We start from the raw sequence: 14,669 nt of genomic DNA, 5'->3' as shown, positions 1-14,669 counted from the left end.
TCAAAAATTTAATTCTCGGAATGTTCACCTTTCACACTGTCTTTCATATCCCCCAACGGATAATACGGAATCATGTTTTCTTCCATCCATTTGTTGGCTGCCACCGGAGACAATTTCCAGCCTGAATTACAGGTAGAAACCACTTCCACAAACGAAGTTCCTTTTTTATCCAACACGTTCTGGATGGCCTTTTTCAATGCTCTTTTGCACTTGCGAACACCCCCGGCAGTATGAACAGCCTGACGGGTTACATACGAAGTTCCGGGCAACTGGGCAATCAAGTTGGTAATTCTCATCGGGTACCCATTCAGGTCGGTGTTTCGCCCGTATGGTGTGGTGGCTGTTACCATTCCTTCCAGGGTTGTAGGAGCCATTTGTCCTCCGGTCATTCCGTAAATACCATTATTGATGAATACCACCAAAATATTTTCACCGCGGTTGCAGGCATGCATAATCTCGGCGGCACCAATCGAGGCTAAATCGCCATCGCCCTGATAAGTAAACACAAAAGCATCGGGATTAACGCGTGCAATACCGGTTGCCACTGCCGGAGCACGTCCGTGCGCAGCTTCCTGCCAGTCGATATCGATGTAGTTGTACGCAAAAACGGCACATCCTACCGGAGCCACACCAACGCTTCGTTCCTGAATGCCCATTTCATCAATCAGTTCGGCCAGAATTTTATGCACCACCCCGTGCGAGCAGCCCGGGCAATAGTGCATTGGCGTATCAGTCAACAGCTTTGTTTTTTGATAAACCAGGTTCTCGGGTTTTAAAATATCCTGAATATCCATCGTACCTTCTGTTTTAGTAACTTCTTTTAACTCCATAACTTAACTCCCATGAAAATTTATCTTCCAAAGCTTCCACAACTTCCGTAGGGGTTGGGATAATACCTCCCATCCTTCCGAAATGATCAACACGTGCATTGCTTCCGGCATCGTAAACTGCCAGTTTAATATCTTCCACCATCTGGCCGGCACTCATTTCTACCGAAAGGAATCCGGCAGTTTTGCGGGCCAGTTCTTTAATTATTTTTTTAGGGAAAGGGAACAGCGTGACAGGTCTCAGTAAACCTACTTTCAGGCCTTTCTCACGGGCCACTTCCACTGCTTTCTGACAAACGCGGGCCGCGGTTCCGAAAGCAACCAGGATAAACTCGGCATCGTCGCACTGAATCGCTTCGTAACGTACATCCTCTTCTTCCATCTTCCGGTATTTAGCCTGAAGATTGATGTTCCGCACTTCCATATCGTTCGACGCCATTTCCAGCGAAGTAATCACATTCTTTTTGCGCGAAGCAGGTTTTCCGGTAGTGGCCCAATCGCCGTTCTTCTCTGCCACTTCCTCCTTTGTCCAGCGTGGTTTGTAGTCGGCCAGCTCCACTTTTTCCATCATCTGACCAATGGCACCGTCGGCAAGAATCATGGCCGGATTGCGGTATTTAAAAGCCAGTTCGAATCCAAGATCCACAAAGTCGTTCATTTCCTGTACCGAAGATGGTGCCAGAACAATCAGTTTATAATCGCCATGGCCACCGCCTTTTACCGCCTGAAAATAATCGGCCTGCGAAGGTTGAATGGTTCCGAGCCCAGGGCCGCCACGCTGTACGTTTACCAGCAGGCAGGGCAACTCGGCACCCGCTAAATATGAAATTCCTTCGGCCATCAGGCTAATACCCGGACTGGAAGAGGAAGTCATTACTTTTTTTCCGGTTGCAGCCGCTCCGTAAACCATGTTGATGGATGCCACTTCGCTTTCGGCCTGCAGAACCACCATACCGGTTTCCTTCCAGGGCTCCCGCACCATCAGTGTTTCCATCACTTCCGACTGAGGTGTGATAGGATAGCCAAAATATCCGTCGCATCCGCAACGAATGGCGGCTTCAGCCAGCACCTCATTACCTTTCATCAATTTTATTTCGCCCATTTTTATGCTTCTTTTTTTGATGTTCAAATTAACTAACTCGCTTTCGTACGGTAAACCGTGATACAGGTGTCCGGACAAACCACACCGCAATTGGCACATCCAACACACGCCTCCGGACTTTTCATATACGAATAATGATACCCTTTGCTGTTTACCTCGAAATGAAGCGCCAATACATCATGCGGACAGGCATCCACACAAACACTGCAGCCTTTGCATTCTTCCTTATCGACGACAACTGCTCCAATTACTCTTGCCATATCTATAATTTTTGTAACAAATTTAACGATTCAATCCCTTCAAAAAACTCATAAAAATCAGTTATTTACATCAAAAAAAATAGCGATTCTAAATCCTAACATTATCCGGAAATTTGCTTTCAGATTACAGTTTTGTCACAACTTTTCTTTTTGAGTTCTCACTTTTGTAAACAAAACTATTTTATACAACATGAAAATTGTGCAACTATTGTTGCTTTTCGGAAGAGCGTAAGATTAGATTATGCAAGATTTGAGTTTAATGAAGATAGAAAAGTGATTGATAAAGATTGATACAAGGTTGATGAAGATAGAAACAAGATTGATGAAGGTTGAAACGAATTTGTTGAAGATAGAAATAAATTCGATGACGGTTGAAACAGGTTTGACGAAGATAGAAGCGAGTTTGATGGAGATAGAAGCAAGATTGATGAAGGTTGAAACATGTTTGTTGAAGATAGAAATAAATTCTATGAAGGTTGAAACAGGTTTGACAAAGTTAGAAGCGGGTTTGATGGAGATTATTGTCCACTGAAACTGGAGGCTTGAAGCTTGCAATTTGCAGCGCACAACTAACAAAAGCTAAAGCTTATAAAGTATCCGCGTAAGTATGTTCCGGTGAATTCCCAGGTAAGATGCGATGTGCTGACGCTGGACTTTTTGTGCCAGCTCGGGGTAATCGCCAAAGAATTTCCGGATGCGTTGTTCGGCATTCAATGATTGAAACGAATGGATGCGATCCATGGCCTGTATGTAGCTTTCTTCGGCCAAAATACGAACCGTACGTTCAAACTTATGGTTCGTATCAAGTAACTCTTTAAACTGTTCTTTTTCGATGTAGATCAGCCTTGAATCTTCGTACGCCCGAATACATTCGGTTGAATCTTTCCCCAGCACAAACCCCCGGTGGTTGCTAACAATAAAATTGTTGGGTGGAAAAAAGAAACGCGAAACCCATTCCGTTCCACTGTCAGAAAGGTAAGTTGCATACATAAGCCCGTCGAGCAGAATCCCTATCTTATGGTTCTTCTCGCCATAGTCGATAAACAACTCGCCTTTAGGGAGCAATACCGGTTCGCTGTTCAGGTTGAAATCCGTTAGTAATTCCAAGGTGTGTTCATATCGGGTAATTATTTTGGTCTTATCCATTTTCTGTTCTCACCTCCGTATTACTTTTCGATGTGATTCTCTGTTTAGTCCTTTTCCGAAAAATTCTCGTTAAACAGTCTCAACCGGGTATCCAGATCGGCAAACTGACTTCGCTGTACAAACGACACGCAGGCCCTGATTCCTTCTTCGCTACTGCCCGTATTATCGAGCGCAATTGCACTCACACCGTAATACAACAGGTTCTCCACCAAATCGTTCCCGGTCATTCCCGGGTAACCAATGGTAAAGTAAAATCCATCAGCAATGGGTACACCAAGGTCGGTTTTGTAGACAATATCAAAACCGTTTTTCAGGAAAAGAGCCTTCATTTCGTGTGCCCGTTCACCGTATTCCTTTATGCCTTCCACAAAATTGAACTGCCCTTCGTTCGCTGCTTTTAACATACCTGCCAACGCCCACTGAGCCGAATGGCTGGTGCCCGAAGAAACCGAGTACAACAAACGCAGCGTAACAGTAGCACCAAACGAAGTGCCTTTGAAACGTTCCTGCAAATCCGGGTAGTCGCGCTCAAACAATTTGTCGGAAATCGCCATGATCCCAATTCGCTGGCCGGCATACGAAAAGATCTTGGAGCTCGAAATAAACAAAATATAGTGATCTGTGTAATTAGCCACACTTGGCTGAAAAGGCGGAACTCCCGGTTGGGAGAGATCCTGACGGAAATCCATGCCAAAATAAGCCAGATCCTCCATCACAATCACATCGTATTTCGTAGCCAGTTCTCCAATAATTTTCAGCTCGTCGTCGGTAAAGCAAATCCAGGCCGGGTTGTTCGGGCTTGAATAAATGATCGAGTTAATATTTCCTTTCGACAGGATCGATTCCAACTTTTCGCGAAGTTTCTCTCCCCTGAAATTATATACATCAAAAGTCTCGTATTTCAGGCCCAGCACCATCATTTGCTGTTTTTGCACCGGGAAGCCGGGATCAATAAACAGCGCCGTGTCCTTTTTCTTATCCACGTGGGCAGCGGCCATAAAAGCCACAAAAGTTCCCTGCATGGAACCCGTAGTTGGAATACAACCTGCCGGAGCCAAATCAACATCCAGGAAATTCTTAATAAATTTTGAGGCTTCCTGTTTCAGTGGTTTAATACCGTCCACCATCGGATAAATGGCAGCCACTCCCCTGTCGAGCGCTTCTTTTTCGGCATCAACGCCTACCTGGGCCGGCGGTAAACCAGGAACTCCCATTTCCATGCGAACGTATTTGAAACCCGTGGCTTCTTCCACCAGGTTTACCAGTGCCACCACTTCCCGAATGGATGCTTTGCCAACATCCGGAATACGAAGTTGCTTTATTTTTTCATCGACAAGTGCCTTGTCTAATGGAGAATTGTTCATAAACAAAACAGTTCAAAGTTTAATGTTCAAAGTTCAGGGGATAACCTTGACAATTGGGACCGGATGCAGGATACTGGATTCTGGATGCTCGATACTTGATTTTGTATTGAGGCATTCAAGTCTTCTCCAACTCCGTCCTTCCATCCTTATTTTAGAATCCGAAATCGCTGCGGATCTGTTCAACCCAGCTGGCAACACGGTTGTCGGTTAATTCCGGCTCAAAATCTTCATCAAGCGGGAGGCCGATAAATTTACCTTCCACCACTGCGTCAGACTCATCGAACTCGTAACCTTCGGTAGAAACCTTGCCCACCAAAACAGCGCCGTTTGCCATTAGTTCTTTTCCGAGCAAACCAATGTGATCTACAAAACCATGAGCATAGGTAACATGGTCACCCAAGCCAAAAACAGCCACCTTTTTACTGCCATAATCCACTTTGCCGATTTCGGGCATAAAGCGGCCCCAGTCGTTGCTCGAGAAACTGGAATCCCAGGTGTCTTTTCCAACGGTAGAAAGGCCAAATATGATCTTGTCGTACTTTTCGATGTCGGCAGCCGACGCATTTTTTACAGCGATCATTTCTACTTTGTCTTCGCCGATGGCTTCTTTTATTTTATCAGCAACACGGTTAACAGCACCGCCAACCGGACCATAAAAAATAGCTATTTTGCTCATATTCGTAAATTTAGTTTTTTATTGGTTTTGTATTTCACCTCTTTTGTATTCACCTAAAATGGACAGGCTCGAAGCGCTTTTCAGCACCTGATGAATGGCCCGGTCGTAATTTTCGCCGTTTTCCCATTCAATGTCCACATGAAACGTATATTCGTTGGGTTTCCCGATAATGGGCACCGACTGTATTTTGGTAAGGTTGATCTGGTTCTCGGCAAAAGTGTTCAGCACCCGTGCCAGCGATCCGTAGAAGTGCCCCACTTCGAAACATACCGAAGCCTTGTTCGTTCCCTTGGTCGGGTTACCGTGTTTCGACAAAATAAGGAAACGCGTGTAGTTCTTCTTATTGGTTTCGATCCCTGTTTCCAGCGTCTTCAATCCATATAATTCTCCCGAGCGCAAATTACCGATGGCAGCTGCGTTAGTCATTTTCTCCTCGGCCACCAGCTTAGCCGATGCGGCTGTATCTAGCTTTTCGTGCAGCTTTGCATTCGGGTAATAGCTTTCGATAAACTCCATACACTGCTGCAGTGCAATAGGATGGGAATGAATGTGCTGAATATCGGCTGAAGTCACTCCATCGTTCACCAAAAGGTTCATTTGAATGTGCAGGTAAATCTCACCGATGATACGTAAATGATAATCGCGGATCAACTGGTAATTGTTCAACAGACTTCCGGCTATGGAATTTTCGATCGCCATTACAGCAAAATCAACTTTGTCAGCATCGATCATTTCACAAACGGTGGTGAATGTCTTACACTCAACCACTTCCACATCATCCTCAAAATATTTCCTGGCTGCATCCTCGTGAAAAGATCCTGCAATGCCCTGAATAGCGATTCGCTTCATGCAATAATTTTTAAAGAACCCAAAGATACAAACTAATGGGTAAAGATTTCAGCCGCGCACTATTTTCTCAGAGAAATTAACGCAACACTTCAGATACGATTTCGGAATCTTTTTACCTTATCACGGCCCTTTAACCGGCGTATTCTTCCAAAATTGCCAGGCACCGTTGCATATTGGTAGGCCGGATTACAATGGTGGCCTGATCCTCGTTCATCGAAAAAGCATACATGTATTCAATAAAGGCGCCTTTGGCATTCAGAAATTCCAGCATTTGAGCCAAGCCCCCGGGTTTGTTCGGGCTGTTGGCCAGAAGCACCTCGGTAGTCTGCACCGAAAAATCGCTGTCTCTTAACACCTTGCAGGCTTCGTCCGGATCAGAAACCACCAGCCTCAAAATCCCAAAATCAGAAGTATCGGCAATGGTAAAAGCGGAGATATTTATCCCGGCATCGCCCAGAATACGGGTGACTTCGCTAAGCCTTCCCGACTTATTCTCCAGAAATACGGAAACTTGTTTTATGATCATGTTGCTTAGATTTTACGGTTATCAATTACTCGTTTGGCTTTACCGGCCGTGCGTTCAATGGTTTTGGGTTCTACCAGTTTTACATCCACCGAAATACCGAGTATGCTTTGAATATTGTGGGTTATTTTTTTCTTAAGTGCCTCCAGTTGTCTTACCTCATCCGAGAAAAACTGCTCCTGTACTTCCACCATCAGTTTCAGCACATCGAGCGTACCTACGCGGTCGACAATCAACAGGTAATGAGGCTCCGTTTCGCTCATGCTCAGCAGCACACTTTCCACTTGTGACGGGAACACATTCACCCCGCGAATGATCAACATATCATCGCTGCGGCCCATGCATTTCTCCATGCGCACCAGTGTCCGCCCGCATTCGCATTTATCATAAATCAACCTTGTCAGATCGCGCGTGCGGTAGCGTAAAATCGGAATTCCTTCTTTGGTGATGGTGCTGAAAACCAGCTCGCCGATCTCTCCCGGCGCCACCGGATCGAGTGTTTCCGGGTTAATGATCTCCGGAATAAAATGATCTTCGTTTACGTGCATCCCGCACTGGTATTCACATTCGCACGAAACACCGGGGCCCACTACTTCACTGAGTCCGTAAATATCGATGGCCTTGATTTTTAGTTTCGATTCAATTTCACGACGCATGCTTTCGCTCCACGGTTCGGCGCCAAAAATCCCAATCCGCAGTTTGAGCGATTCCGGGTCCACGCCCATTTCCTGCATTACTTCCGACAGGTAAAGTGCATACGAAGGCGTACAGGCGATCACCGTACTTTGGAAGTCCTGCATCAGCTGAATTTGCTTTTGCGTATTTCCTCCAGAGATTGGGATAACGGTGGCACCCAGGTTTTCGGTTCCGTAGTGCAAGCCCAGCCCGCCGGTAAACAATCCATAGCCATAAGCCACCTGAACAATGTCTTTTTGGTGAACGCCCGCCATTCCCAGCGAACGCGTAACCACTTCGGCCCACATTTGCAAATCGTTGCGTGTATACCCTACCACCGTTGGTTTTCCGGTAGTTCCGGAACTGGCGTGTAAACGCACAATCTCGCTCATGGGCACGGTAAACATCCCAAAAGGATAATTGTCGCGTAAATCGGATTTAATGGTAAAAGGAAGCTTGGTAATATCTTCCACACTTTTTATATCGGCGGGAACGAGTCCCTTTTCCTGCATTTTGGTTCGGTAACTCGGGATATTGTGGTAAACCCGCTGAACAGTGCGAATAAGTCTTTCTGATTGAATGGCCGCCATTTCATCACGAGAAGCACATTCAATCGTTCTATTCCAGATCATCTAAAAAAAATTAATTCGGTTTAAAGCTAAAGTTGATTTCTGATGTTGTAAACATCTGTTTTTGGGACGCAGGGTGTTATTTTCCGTACACCACCTTATCGTCCAGTATTTTTACTTTGTTGATTTCCAGCCGGCGCACGGCCTCCAGTACATCGTGAACTTCGAGCAAAAGAATGGCCATGTTGCTCTCTGCAATCAGCCGTGTGTACACGCTTTCGATATGAATACCTGCACGCGCGATCTTTACCAGCAATTCATCCAAACCACCCGCTTCGTCTTTCATTTCCAGGGCAATCAGCTCCTGCATCGTCACCGAGTGTCCACTTTCAGCCAGCAGCTGGTATGCTTTTTCGGGTTGATCTACCAACAGGTTCAGCACTCCCCAACCGTTCATGATGCTATTGAGCGTTAACGACCGGATGTTAATAGACGCACTTTTTAAAAGACCGGTGATTTTTTCCAGATGATTGATCTTGTTTTCCAGAAAAACAGAAATTTCAAATGCCATAGTTCACAGTATTACAGGTTAAAAATTATATGCTACCGAAAGCATGCTCCGAAAGTTTGACACATTGTCGGTGTTAATTACTTTGGCTTTATCGGCTTTGTTATTTTCACCGTAGGCAACGGTTGTCAGGCTAATTTCTACCCCAAACATAAAGTTTTTATAGTTGTAAATCAATTGCGGAGACAATTTATACATATTCTTTGCATCGGTAGCAAAACCGTAAATATCTCCCTCCACATTCTCGCTGGTACCAAAGTTCGTCAGCATCCCGGCATAAAACCCGAATTTCCACTCTTTACCGTAAGTAAAGTTTATCCAGTTGTAAAGATGGTTAAACGGCGTGTAGGTTTCTTTCCCGGTTTCCTCGTCGATGGTGGCCACCGCATAACCACTGGGCATTAGATTCTCACACACATTTTGCCCGAACATGGATTTTGCTTTCAGCTCAAATTTTCCTTTCGAATATTTCATATAAGCCAGCAATGCAATTGTTGAAAGTTTCTCGTCGGCCTTAAAAGTTCCGTTTGTTCCCGTAACCGAAGTGCGCGGAAGAATGGTCTTCCAATCGGCAGCAAAACCCGCTGTCCAGTGTTCATCGTAGTATTGAATTTGCGCGTGCAGGTTGGGCCATAAGGCATCGCGCTGGTAATGGTAGTTTTTTCCGTCGGGGCCGTTATTGGCATAGTCAAACTGGTAGATGGCTGCCAAAATCAGGTCCAGGTTATCGCTTAGCCCGCGGGTGTAGCGCAATTGCGGACTTCGGTTAAATACCTGGAAAGGCAAGCCGGTGTTTTCATTGAGTGTTGACGGATAAACTTTTTCGATGAACAAGGGATGCCACACACGTCCAAACAGTAGTTTTGACTGTGCCCATTCCAATTGGGTATAAGCATGACGCAGACGAACGGTAGGTGTATAGGCGCCGCCGGTAAAATCGACTTCCACATAGGCGCTTATTTTGGTGTTTCCCATTTCAAGGCCAGAAAACCGGGAGCCAATCCGCGAAAATGTATTCAGGATCTGAGCGGTACCTATGGCATTTAAATCTTCGCCGTTTGCATCGTAAACCGGCTTGGTCGGAAAAAAGTCAAGCAAATGATCGCAGGCATCTACATTGCGGTGGGTGTCGTAAATAAAATCGTTACGAACAAACCCCGAGAGTTCAAAATTGAGTCCTTTTTTGGTCAGCATGTTCTGGGAAGTCGCTCCCATTGCCAATAAAATGAGAAAAAGAATCGGTAACTTTTTCATACGGTTATAAATGTTAAAGATTGAAGTTGATTTATTTTTTAAATTGAAAAAAACATAGAAACACCTTTGCAAAGCAAATTCAGAATGCCGGTTTTTCAGCAAGATCGGTTCATACAGTTGTTGATTTTCATTCAGACCAAAAACATCCAAGCTGTCTTTTTTCGGAACAAAAAAACAAGTTAAACCTTTTATCCTGAAATATTTAAATCAAGACATGAGCTTTACAACACAGTATTCCTATTTAAATACGGTTTAAACAATTAATGTGAAAAATTTTTCGGGCTGTTGCCGGAACATCAACGGTTTTTCAGGGCAAACTGATACCCGGCCCGGAAGGCTTTCAGGTTCAATTCCACCACTTCCTCTCCTTTGCGTTTAAAAATACTTTCAATGCCAGCTTCTATTTTTTCAGGCTCGATATCAATAAAAGGTGCAGCAGCTCCGAGCATCACCATGTTCGAGGCTCTTTTGTTACCTATTTCGGTAGCCATCTGGTCGGCATCGATGGCCACAAAACGAGGCTGTTTCCGAATCTCCTCCATCAGCTTCTCAACATCCGGGTAATTCGGAACATTGATAAACGGCGTGGTATTGGTTACAATGTATCCCTCGGGCGAAAGAAAAGGCAAATAACGCAAGGCTTCCATGGGCTCCACCGAAAGAATGATGTCGGCAGCTCCTTTCGGAATCAGGTCGGCCGCAACGGCTGCATCCGAAATACGCAAATGCGATACCACGGCACCGCCACGCTGGCTCATTCCGTGTGTTTCGGCCTGTTTCAGAAAAAGTCCTTCGCGCAACACTGCTTCCCCTAAAATGGAAGCAATGGATAAAATTCCCTGGCCACCTACTCCGGCCAATATTATATCTGTTTTCATAGTGAATTACAATTTTGGATTTTGTTTGATTTTTCGTTCGGTCCGGAGCCGTCTGGCTGCTGCCTGGATACACTCGCGCCGGAAAATGATTACCGACACTCCTTCGTAAGCCATTTCCTCTTCGAAGGTTTTCACCATCAGTTCGTGGTATTTTTTCATGGGCACCAACATGCGAATGTGATCCGGATCCACTCCTACCCCTGCACAAATGCTTTCAATTTTACCCAATGCCGATGATTCCTGGCCGCCGGTCATCGAAACCGATTCATTGTCGGAAATCACCACCACAATGTTCGATTGATCGTTCACGGCATCCAGCAAACCGGTAATTCCTGAGTGCGTAAAAGTGGAATCGCCGATAACCGCCAGCGAAGGTATCAAACCTGCATCGGCAGCACCTTTTGCCATGGTAATGGAAGCTCCCATATCCACACACGAATAAATACTCTCGTACGGTGGCAGGGCACCCAGTGTGTAACAACCAATATCGGAGAAAACCCTCCCCTTGGAATATTTATCCACTGCTTCGTTCAATGCTTTGTACATGTCCTGGTGTCCGCATCCCTGGCAAAGCGCCGGAGGACGGTTTACTACCAATTCCGGTACCAACGCCCCTTCGTGGGTTTCCAGTCCCAAAACTTTTGCCACCAGGTCGGCATTCAATTCGCCGTCGCGGGGCAAAACACTACTCAGCCGACCGCTTACTTTTATCTGTTTGGAGAAAATGGCCTTCACCGCCTCTTCCACCAAGGGATATCCTTCTTCCAGCACCAGCACCTCTTCGCAAAGCTGTTCCATCTCGTGCAACATTTCTTCCGGGATCGGGTATTGCGCCAGTTTCATGACCGTATACGGGCACTCCCTGTTTTTGTAATGCTCGTTCAGGTAATTAATCGCCAAACCGCAGGCAATAATTCCCAGTGTTTGATCCGATCCTTTTTTCAAAAAGTTGTACTCTGAAGTAAATGCAGCCTGTTCAAAGCTTTCCTGTTTTTGCAACAGGCTTTTGTATCGCTGGCGCGCAATGGCAGGCAATAATACAAACTGTGACGGATGCTGTGGAAGTTTCAGCGGATTGGCTGCCACCTCTGCTTTCCGGGTCACACCTGCCCTGGAATGTGCCAAACGGGTGGTAATGCGCACCATTACGGGCACGCCCAGTTTTTCCGACAATTCGAAACCCGAATAAACCATATCGTAGGCTTCCTGCTGGTTCGAAGGCTCCAGCACGGGTATCATGGCAAATTTTCCATAGAAACGGGAATCCTGTTCATTCTGCGACGAGTGCATCGACGGATCGTCGGCCACCGTAACAATTAAACCGCCGTTGATTCCGGTGATGGCTGAGTTCATAAATGCATCGGCTGCCACATTCAGTCCCACGTGTTTCATACAAACCATCGATCGTTTTCCGGCATACGACATTCCCAGTGCAGCTTCGTAGGCGGTTTTCTCGTTGGCCGACCATTTGCTGCGAACTCCCTTTTCTGTTGCCAGCTTACTGGCCTGAATAAATTCCGTGATTTCGGTAGAAGGCGTTCCCGGATAGGCATAAACGCCGGAAATTCCTCCGTCGATTGCCGCCTGTCCAATAGCTTCAACTCCCAAATATAGGTTTTGCATCATGTTGATTTTTTTGTTAAATTGAAAGACAAAAATAGAAAAGCCTGACCGTTTAACACCTTACTATTATCAGTTAAATAAAAATTAATAAAAAAAAGAGTGACCTAAAAGTTTTCAGACATTCACAGGCGAATAAAAACGTACTGAAAAAAGGCTGAAATGTAACATCTGTTACAAATTGTTAAATGGAATTACAGGATTTTTATCGCCGTAATTAAACCGATTTGTAACCATGATAAAAAAGCTGCTGCCTCCTCAAAAATGGAAATTTCCGGTACTGATGATCACCAGTATATTTGTGGGTCTGATTGCTTTCACGTTTTATGTTTCGAAAGCCCACTCATACCTCTCCGACCGGCCGGAAACCTGTACCAACTGTCACATAATGGCGCCGCAATACGCCACATGGACTCACAGTTCACACCGCGAAGTGGCCCATTGCAACGACTGCCACGTTCCGCACAATAATTTTCTGAATAAGTATTACTTCAAAGCCAAAGACGGGTTGCGACATGCCACCATGTTCACACTCCGAAAAGAGCCGCAGGTGATTTTTATTCACGAAGCCGGGCGCAACGTGGTACAAAACAACTGTATTCGCTGCCACAGCCAGCAGGTTACCGATCCCAAACTGGCTTCGTCGGTACAAGCGCACATAAACCATACACAGGACCGCATTTGCTGGGAATGCCACCGCGAAGTGCCGCACGGAAGGGTAAACAGCCTTTCGAGTGTGCCCAACGCACAGGTTCCGCTGCCCGAAAGCCCGGTTCCTGGCTGGATCAAAGAATATATTAAAAACAACTAAATACCTTTTCTATGACAACTCATTCAAAATCATCAAAACGAACCCTGCTAAACTGGGGACTTTTTATCGCAACTGTTGTGGTAGTGTTTCTTTTAGGACTTTTGGCCTCTTCGATAATTGAACGACGTGCCGAAGCTGCTTATGTAAATGTACCCAAAGCCGAAATTGGCCAGTTTGAGCCACGAAACGAAGTTTGGGGACAAAACTACCCGCGCGAGTTTCAGTCGTATTACGGGACTGCCGACACCACTTTCCGGAGTAAGCACAATGGAAACGCCACCATCGATATGCTCGAAGTTGATCCCCGCCTGGTGGTTCTTTGGGCCGGTTATGGTTTTGCCAAAGACTACAAACAGGGACGTGGCCACTATTACGCCGTTACCGACATTCACAATACCTTGCGTACCGGGGCTCCGAAAACACCGGATTCAGGCCCGATGCCATCCACCTGTATGACCTGCAAAAGCCCGGACGTACCACGTCTGATGAACCAGAAAGGAGTAGCTGCCTTTTATACCGGAACCTTTGCGGAACTGGGGCCCGAAGTTGTCAACCCCATCGGATGTGCCGACTGCCACGACAATGAAACCATGAACCTGACCATTACACGCCCGGCCCTGGTGGAAGCTTTTGAAAGAATGGGACGTGATATTAAAAAAGTAAGTCACCAAGAAATGAGAAGCCTGGTTTGTGCCCAATGCCACGTGGAATATTATTTTGACAAAAAGAAAGTGGACGGCGCGCAATACCTGACTTTCCCCTGGGACAACGGATTTTCTGCCGAAGCCATGGAAGAATACTATGATAATATTGAATTTAGCGACTGGACTCACTCACTGAGCAAAGCACCCATGCTAAAAGCCCAACACCCGGGTTACGAAACCTACATGACCGGGATTCATGCCCAGCGCGGTGTTTCCTGCGCCGACTGTCACATGCCTTACAAAAGCGAAGGAGGCCAAAAATTCACCGATCATAAAATGCAGTCGCCACTTAACAACATTTCCAACTCGTGCCAGGTGTGCCACCGCGAAGAAGCAGGCACCTTGCTGGCCAACGTGTATGAACGTCAGGACAAAATCCTCGAAAACAGGGATAAGTTGGAAGAACTGCTGGTACGTGCACATGTGGAAGCCAAAAAAGCATGGGATTTGGGCGCTACCGAAACCAATATGAAGGACATCCTGATGGGAATCAGACACGCACAATGGCGCTGGGATTATGCAGCAGCCAGTCATGGCGCTTCTTTCCACTCACCTGTTGAAGTGGGACGCGTTATCTCTACCGGAATTACCATTGCACAGGAAACCCGCATAAAACTGGCCCGTCTGCTTGCCGACCTCGACTTTAACCAGGAGGTTCCCTACCCCGACATTGCAACCAAAGCCAAAGCCCAGGAATTTATCGGACTCGATATGGCCAAACTCAATGCAGAAAAACAAGAGTTCCTGACCACCGTTGTTCCGGAATGGAAAAAACAGGCTGAAGAAAGAGAAAAAACATACGATCTGAAACCGGAACCCAAAAACTAACCAACGATTAACACA

The 14,669-nt window shown here is 46.0% G+C and carries 16 protein-coding genes; 3 read left to right on the top strand and 13 right to left on the bottom strand.

The window, feature by feature from the left end:
- Positions 1 to 8 precede the first annotated feature (8 nt).
- The 3 genes from INQ51_RS19135 to INQ51_RS19125 are packed head-to-tail and all read right to left on the bottom strand — an operon-like array spanning position 9 to position 2,189.
- The gene (locus tag INQ51_RS19135) at positions 9 to 830 is read right to left on the bottom strand and encodes a thiamine pyrophosphate-dependent enzyme (RefSeq protein WP_233379561.1); all 822 of its coding nucleotides are present in this window, start codon (positions 828 to 830) and stop codon (positions 9 to 11) included.
- Positions 808 to 1,929, bottom strand: coding sequence for a 3-methyl-2-oxobutanoate dehydrogenase subunit VorB (locus INQ51_RS19130; protein WP_233379560.1), 1,122 nt, complete (start codon positions 1,927 to 1,929; stop codon positions 808 to 810). Before INQ51_RS19130 ends, INQ51_RS19135 begins: the two co-directional genes overlap by 23 nt.
- A 32-nt stretch (positions 1,930 to 1,961) precedes the next feature.
- Positions 1,962 to 2,189 (bottom strand): 4Fe-4S binding protein, encoded by a 228-nt coding sequence (locus tag INQ51_RS19125; protein WP_233379559.1) that lies wholly within the window; start codon positions 2,187 to 2,189, stop codon positions 1,962 to 1,964.
- A gap of 301 nt (positions 2,190 to 2,490) precedes the next feature.
- Between INQ51_RS19125 and INQ51_RS19120 the strand changes: the two genes are divergently transcribed.
- Positions 2,491 to 2,721, top strand: a complete 231-nt coding sequence (locus tag INQ51_RS19120) for a hypothetical protein (RefSeq protein ID WP_233379558.1) — start codon at positions 2,491 to 2,493, stop codon at positions 2,719 to 2,721.
- A 47-nt stretch (positions 2,722 to 2,768) separates the two neighbouring features.
- On the opposite strand, the gene INQ51_RS19115 is transcribed toward INQ51_RS19120, so the two are convergent.
- The 10 genes from INQ51_RS19115 to INQ51_RS19070 form a co-directional block, all read right to left on the bottom strand.
- Positions 2,769 to 3,335: a Crp/Fnr family transcriptional regulator gene (locus tag INQ51_RS19115; protein ID WP_233379557.1), complete on the bottom strand. Its 567-nt coding sequence runs from the start codon at positions 3,333 to 3,335 to the stop codon at positions 2,769 to 2,771.
- 44 nt (positions 3,336 to 3,379) lie between these two features.
- The gene (locus tag INQ51_RS19110) at positions 3,380 to 4,699 is read right to left on the bottom strand and encodes an aminotransferase class I/II-fold pyridoxal phosphate-dependent enzyme (RefSeq protein ID WP_233379556.1); all 1,320 of its coding nucleotides are present in this window, start codon (positions 4,697 to 4,699) and stop codon (positions 3,380 to 3,382) included.
- A 151-nt stretch (positions 4,700 to 4,850) separates the two neighbouring features.
- The gene (locus INQ51_RS19105) at positions 4,851 to 5,375 is read right to left on the bottom strand and encodes a flavodoxin (protein WP_233379555.1); all 525 of its coding nucleotides are present in this window, start codon (positions 5,373 to 5,375) and stop codon (positions 4,851 to 4,853) included.
- An 18-nt stretch (positions 5,376 to 5,393) separates the two neighbouring features.
- A complete protein-coding gene (locus tag INQ51_RS19100) occupies positions 5,394 to 6,224 on the bottom strand; it encodes a prephenate dehydratase (RefSeq protein WP_233379554.1) in 831 nt (276 codons plus the stop codon).
- 130 nt (positions 6,225 to 6,354) lie between these two features.
- Positions 6,355 to 6,750: an ACT domain-containing protein gene (locus INQ51_RS19095; protein WP_233379553.1), complete on the bottom strand. Its 396-nt coding sequence runs from the start codon at positions 6,748 to 6,750 to the stop codon at positions 6,355 to 6,357.
- A gap of 5 nt (positions 6,751 to 6,755) precedes the next feature.
- On the bottom strand, positions 6,756 to 8,054 hold the full coding sequence (locus INQ51_RS19090) for a phenylacetate--CoA ligase family protein (protein ID WP_233379552.1): 1,299 nt from the start codon (positions 8,052 to 8,054) through the stop codon (positions 6,756 to 6,758).
- A gap of 76 nt (positions 8,055 to 8,130) precedes the next feature.
- Positions 8,131 to 8,562 (bottom strand): hypothetical protein, encoded by a 432-nt coding sequence (locus INQ51_RS19085; RefSeq protein WP_233379551.1) that lies wholly within the window; start codon positions 8,560 to 8,562, stop codon positions 8,131 to 8,133.
- Positions 8,563 to 8,580: 18 nt separating this feature from the next.
- Complete coding sequence (locus INQ51_RS19080; protein WP_233379550.1) at positions 8,581 to 9,813, bottom strand: hypothetical protein; 1,233 nt, start codon at positions 9,811 to 9,813, stop codon at positions 8,581 to 8,583.
- Between the two features lie 296 nt (positions 9,814 to 10,109).
- Positions 10,110 to 10,691 carry an indolepyruvate oxidoreductase subunit beta gene (locus INQ51_RS19075; RefSeq protein ID WP_233379549.1) on the bottom strand — a complete coding sequence of 194 codons (582 nt, stop codon included), beginning with the start codon at positions 10,689 to 10,691 and terminating at the stop codon, positions 10,110 to 10,112.
- A gap of 6 nt (positions 10,692 to 10,697) precedes the next feature.
- Entirely contained in the window at positions 10,698 to 12,317 is a 1,620-nt protein-coding gene (locus INQ51_RS19070) for a thiamine pyrophosphate-dependent enzyme (RefSeq protein WP_233379548.1), read from the bottom strand.
- A gap of 229 nt (positions 12,318 to 12,546) precedes the next feature.
- On the opposite strand from INQ51_RS19070, the gene nrfH reads away from it, so the two are divergent.
- Entirely contained in the window at positions 12,547 to 13,122 is a 576-nt protein-coding gene (gene nrfH / locus INQ51_RS19065; protein ID WP_233379547.1) for a cytochrome c nitrite reductase small subunit, read from the top strand.
- Positions 13,123 to 13,133: 11 nt separating this feature from the next.
- A complete protein-coding gene (gene nrfA, locus INQ51_RS19060; protein WP_233379546.1) occupies positions 13,134 to 14,654 on the top strand; it encodes an ammonia-forming cytochrome c nitrite reductase in 1,521 nt (506 codons plus the stop codon).
- Positions 14,655 to 14,669 lie beyond the last annotated feature (15 nt).

The organism is Maribellus sp. CM-23 (genome assembly GCF_021354595.1).
In the GTDB taxonomy this organism is placed as follows: Bacteria; Bacteroidota; Bacteroidia; order Bacteroidales; family Prolixibacteraceae; genus Draconibacterium.
The sequence above is the reverse complement of the archived record's forward strand: the minus strand, read 5'-3'. Positions and strand labels throughout refer to the sequence as shown.

What these genes read in the sequence shown, in the direction of transcription:
- INQ51_RS19135 (WP_233379561.1), bottom strand. Translation starts at nt 830, where the DNA reads ATGGAGTTAAAAGAAGTTACTAAAACAGAAGGTACGATGGATATTCAG.
- INQ51_RS19130 (WP_233379560.1), bottom strand. Translation starts at nt 1,929, where the DNA reads ATGGGCGAAATAAAATTGATGAAAGGTAATGAGGTGCTGGCTGAAGCC.
- INQ51_RS19125 (WP_233379559.1), bottom strand. Translation starts at nt 2,189, where the DNA reads ATGGCAAGAGTAATTGGAGCAGTTGTCGTCGATAAGGAAGAATGCAAA.
- INQ51_RS19120 (WP_233379558.1), top strand. Translation starts at nt 2,491, where the DNA reads ATGAAGATAGAAACAAGATTGATGAAGGTTGAAACGAATTTGTTGAAG.
- INQ51_RS19115 (WP_233379557.1), bottom strand. Translation starts at nt 3,335, where the DNA reads ATGGATAAGACCAAAATAATTACCCGATATGAACACACCTTGGAATTA.
- INQ51_RS19110 (WP_233379556.1), bottom strand. Translation starts at nt 4,699, where the DNA reads ATGAACAATTCTCCATTAGACAAGGCACTTGTCGATGAAAAAATAAAG.
- INQ51_RS19105 (WP_233379555.1), bottom strand. Translation starts at nt 5,375, where the DNA reads ATGAGCAAAATAGCTATTTTTTATGGTCCGGTTGGCGGTGCTGTTAAC.
- INQ51_RS19100 (WP_233379554.1), bottom strand. Translation starts at nt 6,224, where the DNA reads ATGAAGCGAATCGCTATTCAGGGCATTGCAGGATCTTTTCACGAGGAT.
- INQ51_RS19095 (WP_233379553.1), bottom strand. Translation starts at nt 6,750, where the DNA reads ATGATCATAAAACAAGTTTCCGTATTTCTGGAGAATAAGTCGGGAAGG.
- INQ51_RS19090 (WP_233379552.1), bottom strand. Translation starts at nt 8,054, where the DNA reads ATGATCTGGAATAGAACGATTGAATGTGCTTCTCGTGATGAAATGGCG.
- INQ51_RS19085 (WP_233379551.1), bottom strand. Translation starts at nt 8,562, where the DNA reads ATGGCATTTGAAATTTCTGTTTTTCTGGAAAACAAGATCAATCATCTG.
- INQ51_RS19080 (WP_233379550.1), bottom strand. Translation starts at nt 9,813, where the DNA reads ATGAAAAAGTTACCGATTCTTTTTCTCATTTTATTGGCAATGGGAGCG.
- INQ51_RS19075 (WP_233379549.1), bottom strand. Translation starts at nt 10,691, where the DNA reads ATGAAAACAGATATAATATTGGCCGGAGTAGGTGGCCAGGGAATTTTA.
- INQ51_RS19070 (WP_233379548.1), bottom strand. Translation starts at nt 12,317, where the DNA reads ATGATGCAAAACCTATATTTGGGAGTTGAAGCTATTGGACAGGCGGCA.
- nrfH (WP_233379547.1), top strand. Translation starts at nt 12,547, where the DNA reads ATGATAAAAAAGCTGCTGCCTCCTCAAAAATGGAAATTTCCGGTACTG.
- nrfA (WP_233379546.1), top strand. Translation starts at nt 13,134, where the DNA reads ATGACAACTCATTCAAAATCATCAAAACGAACCCTGCTAAACTGGGGA.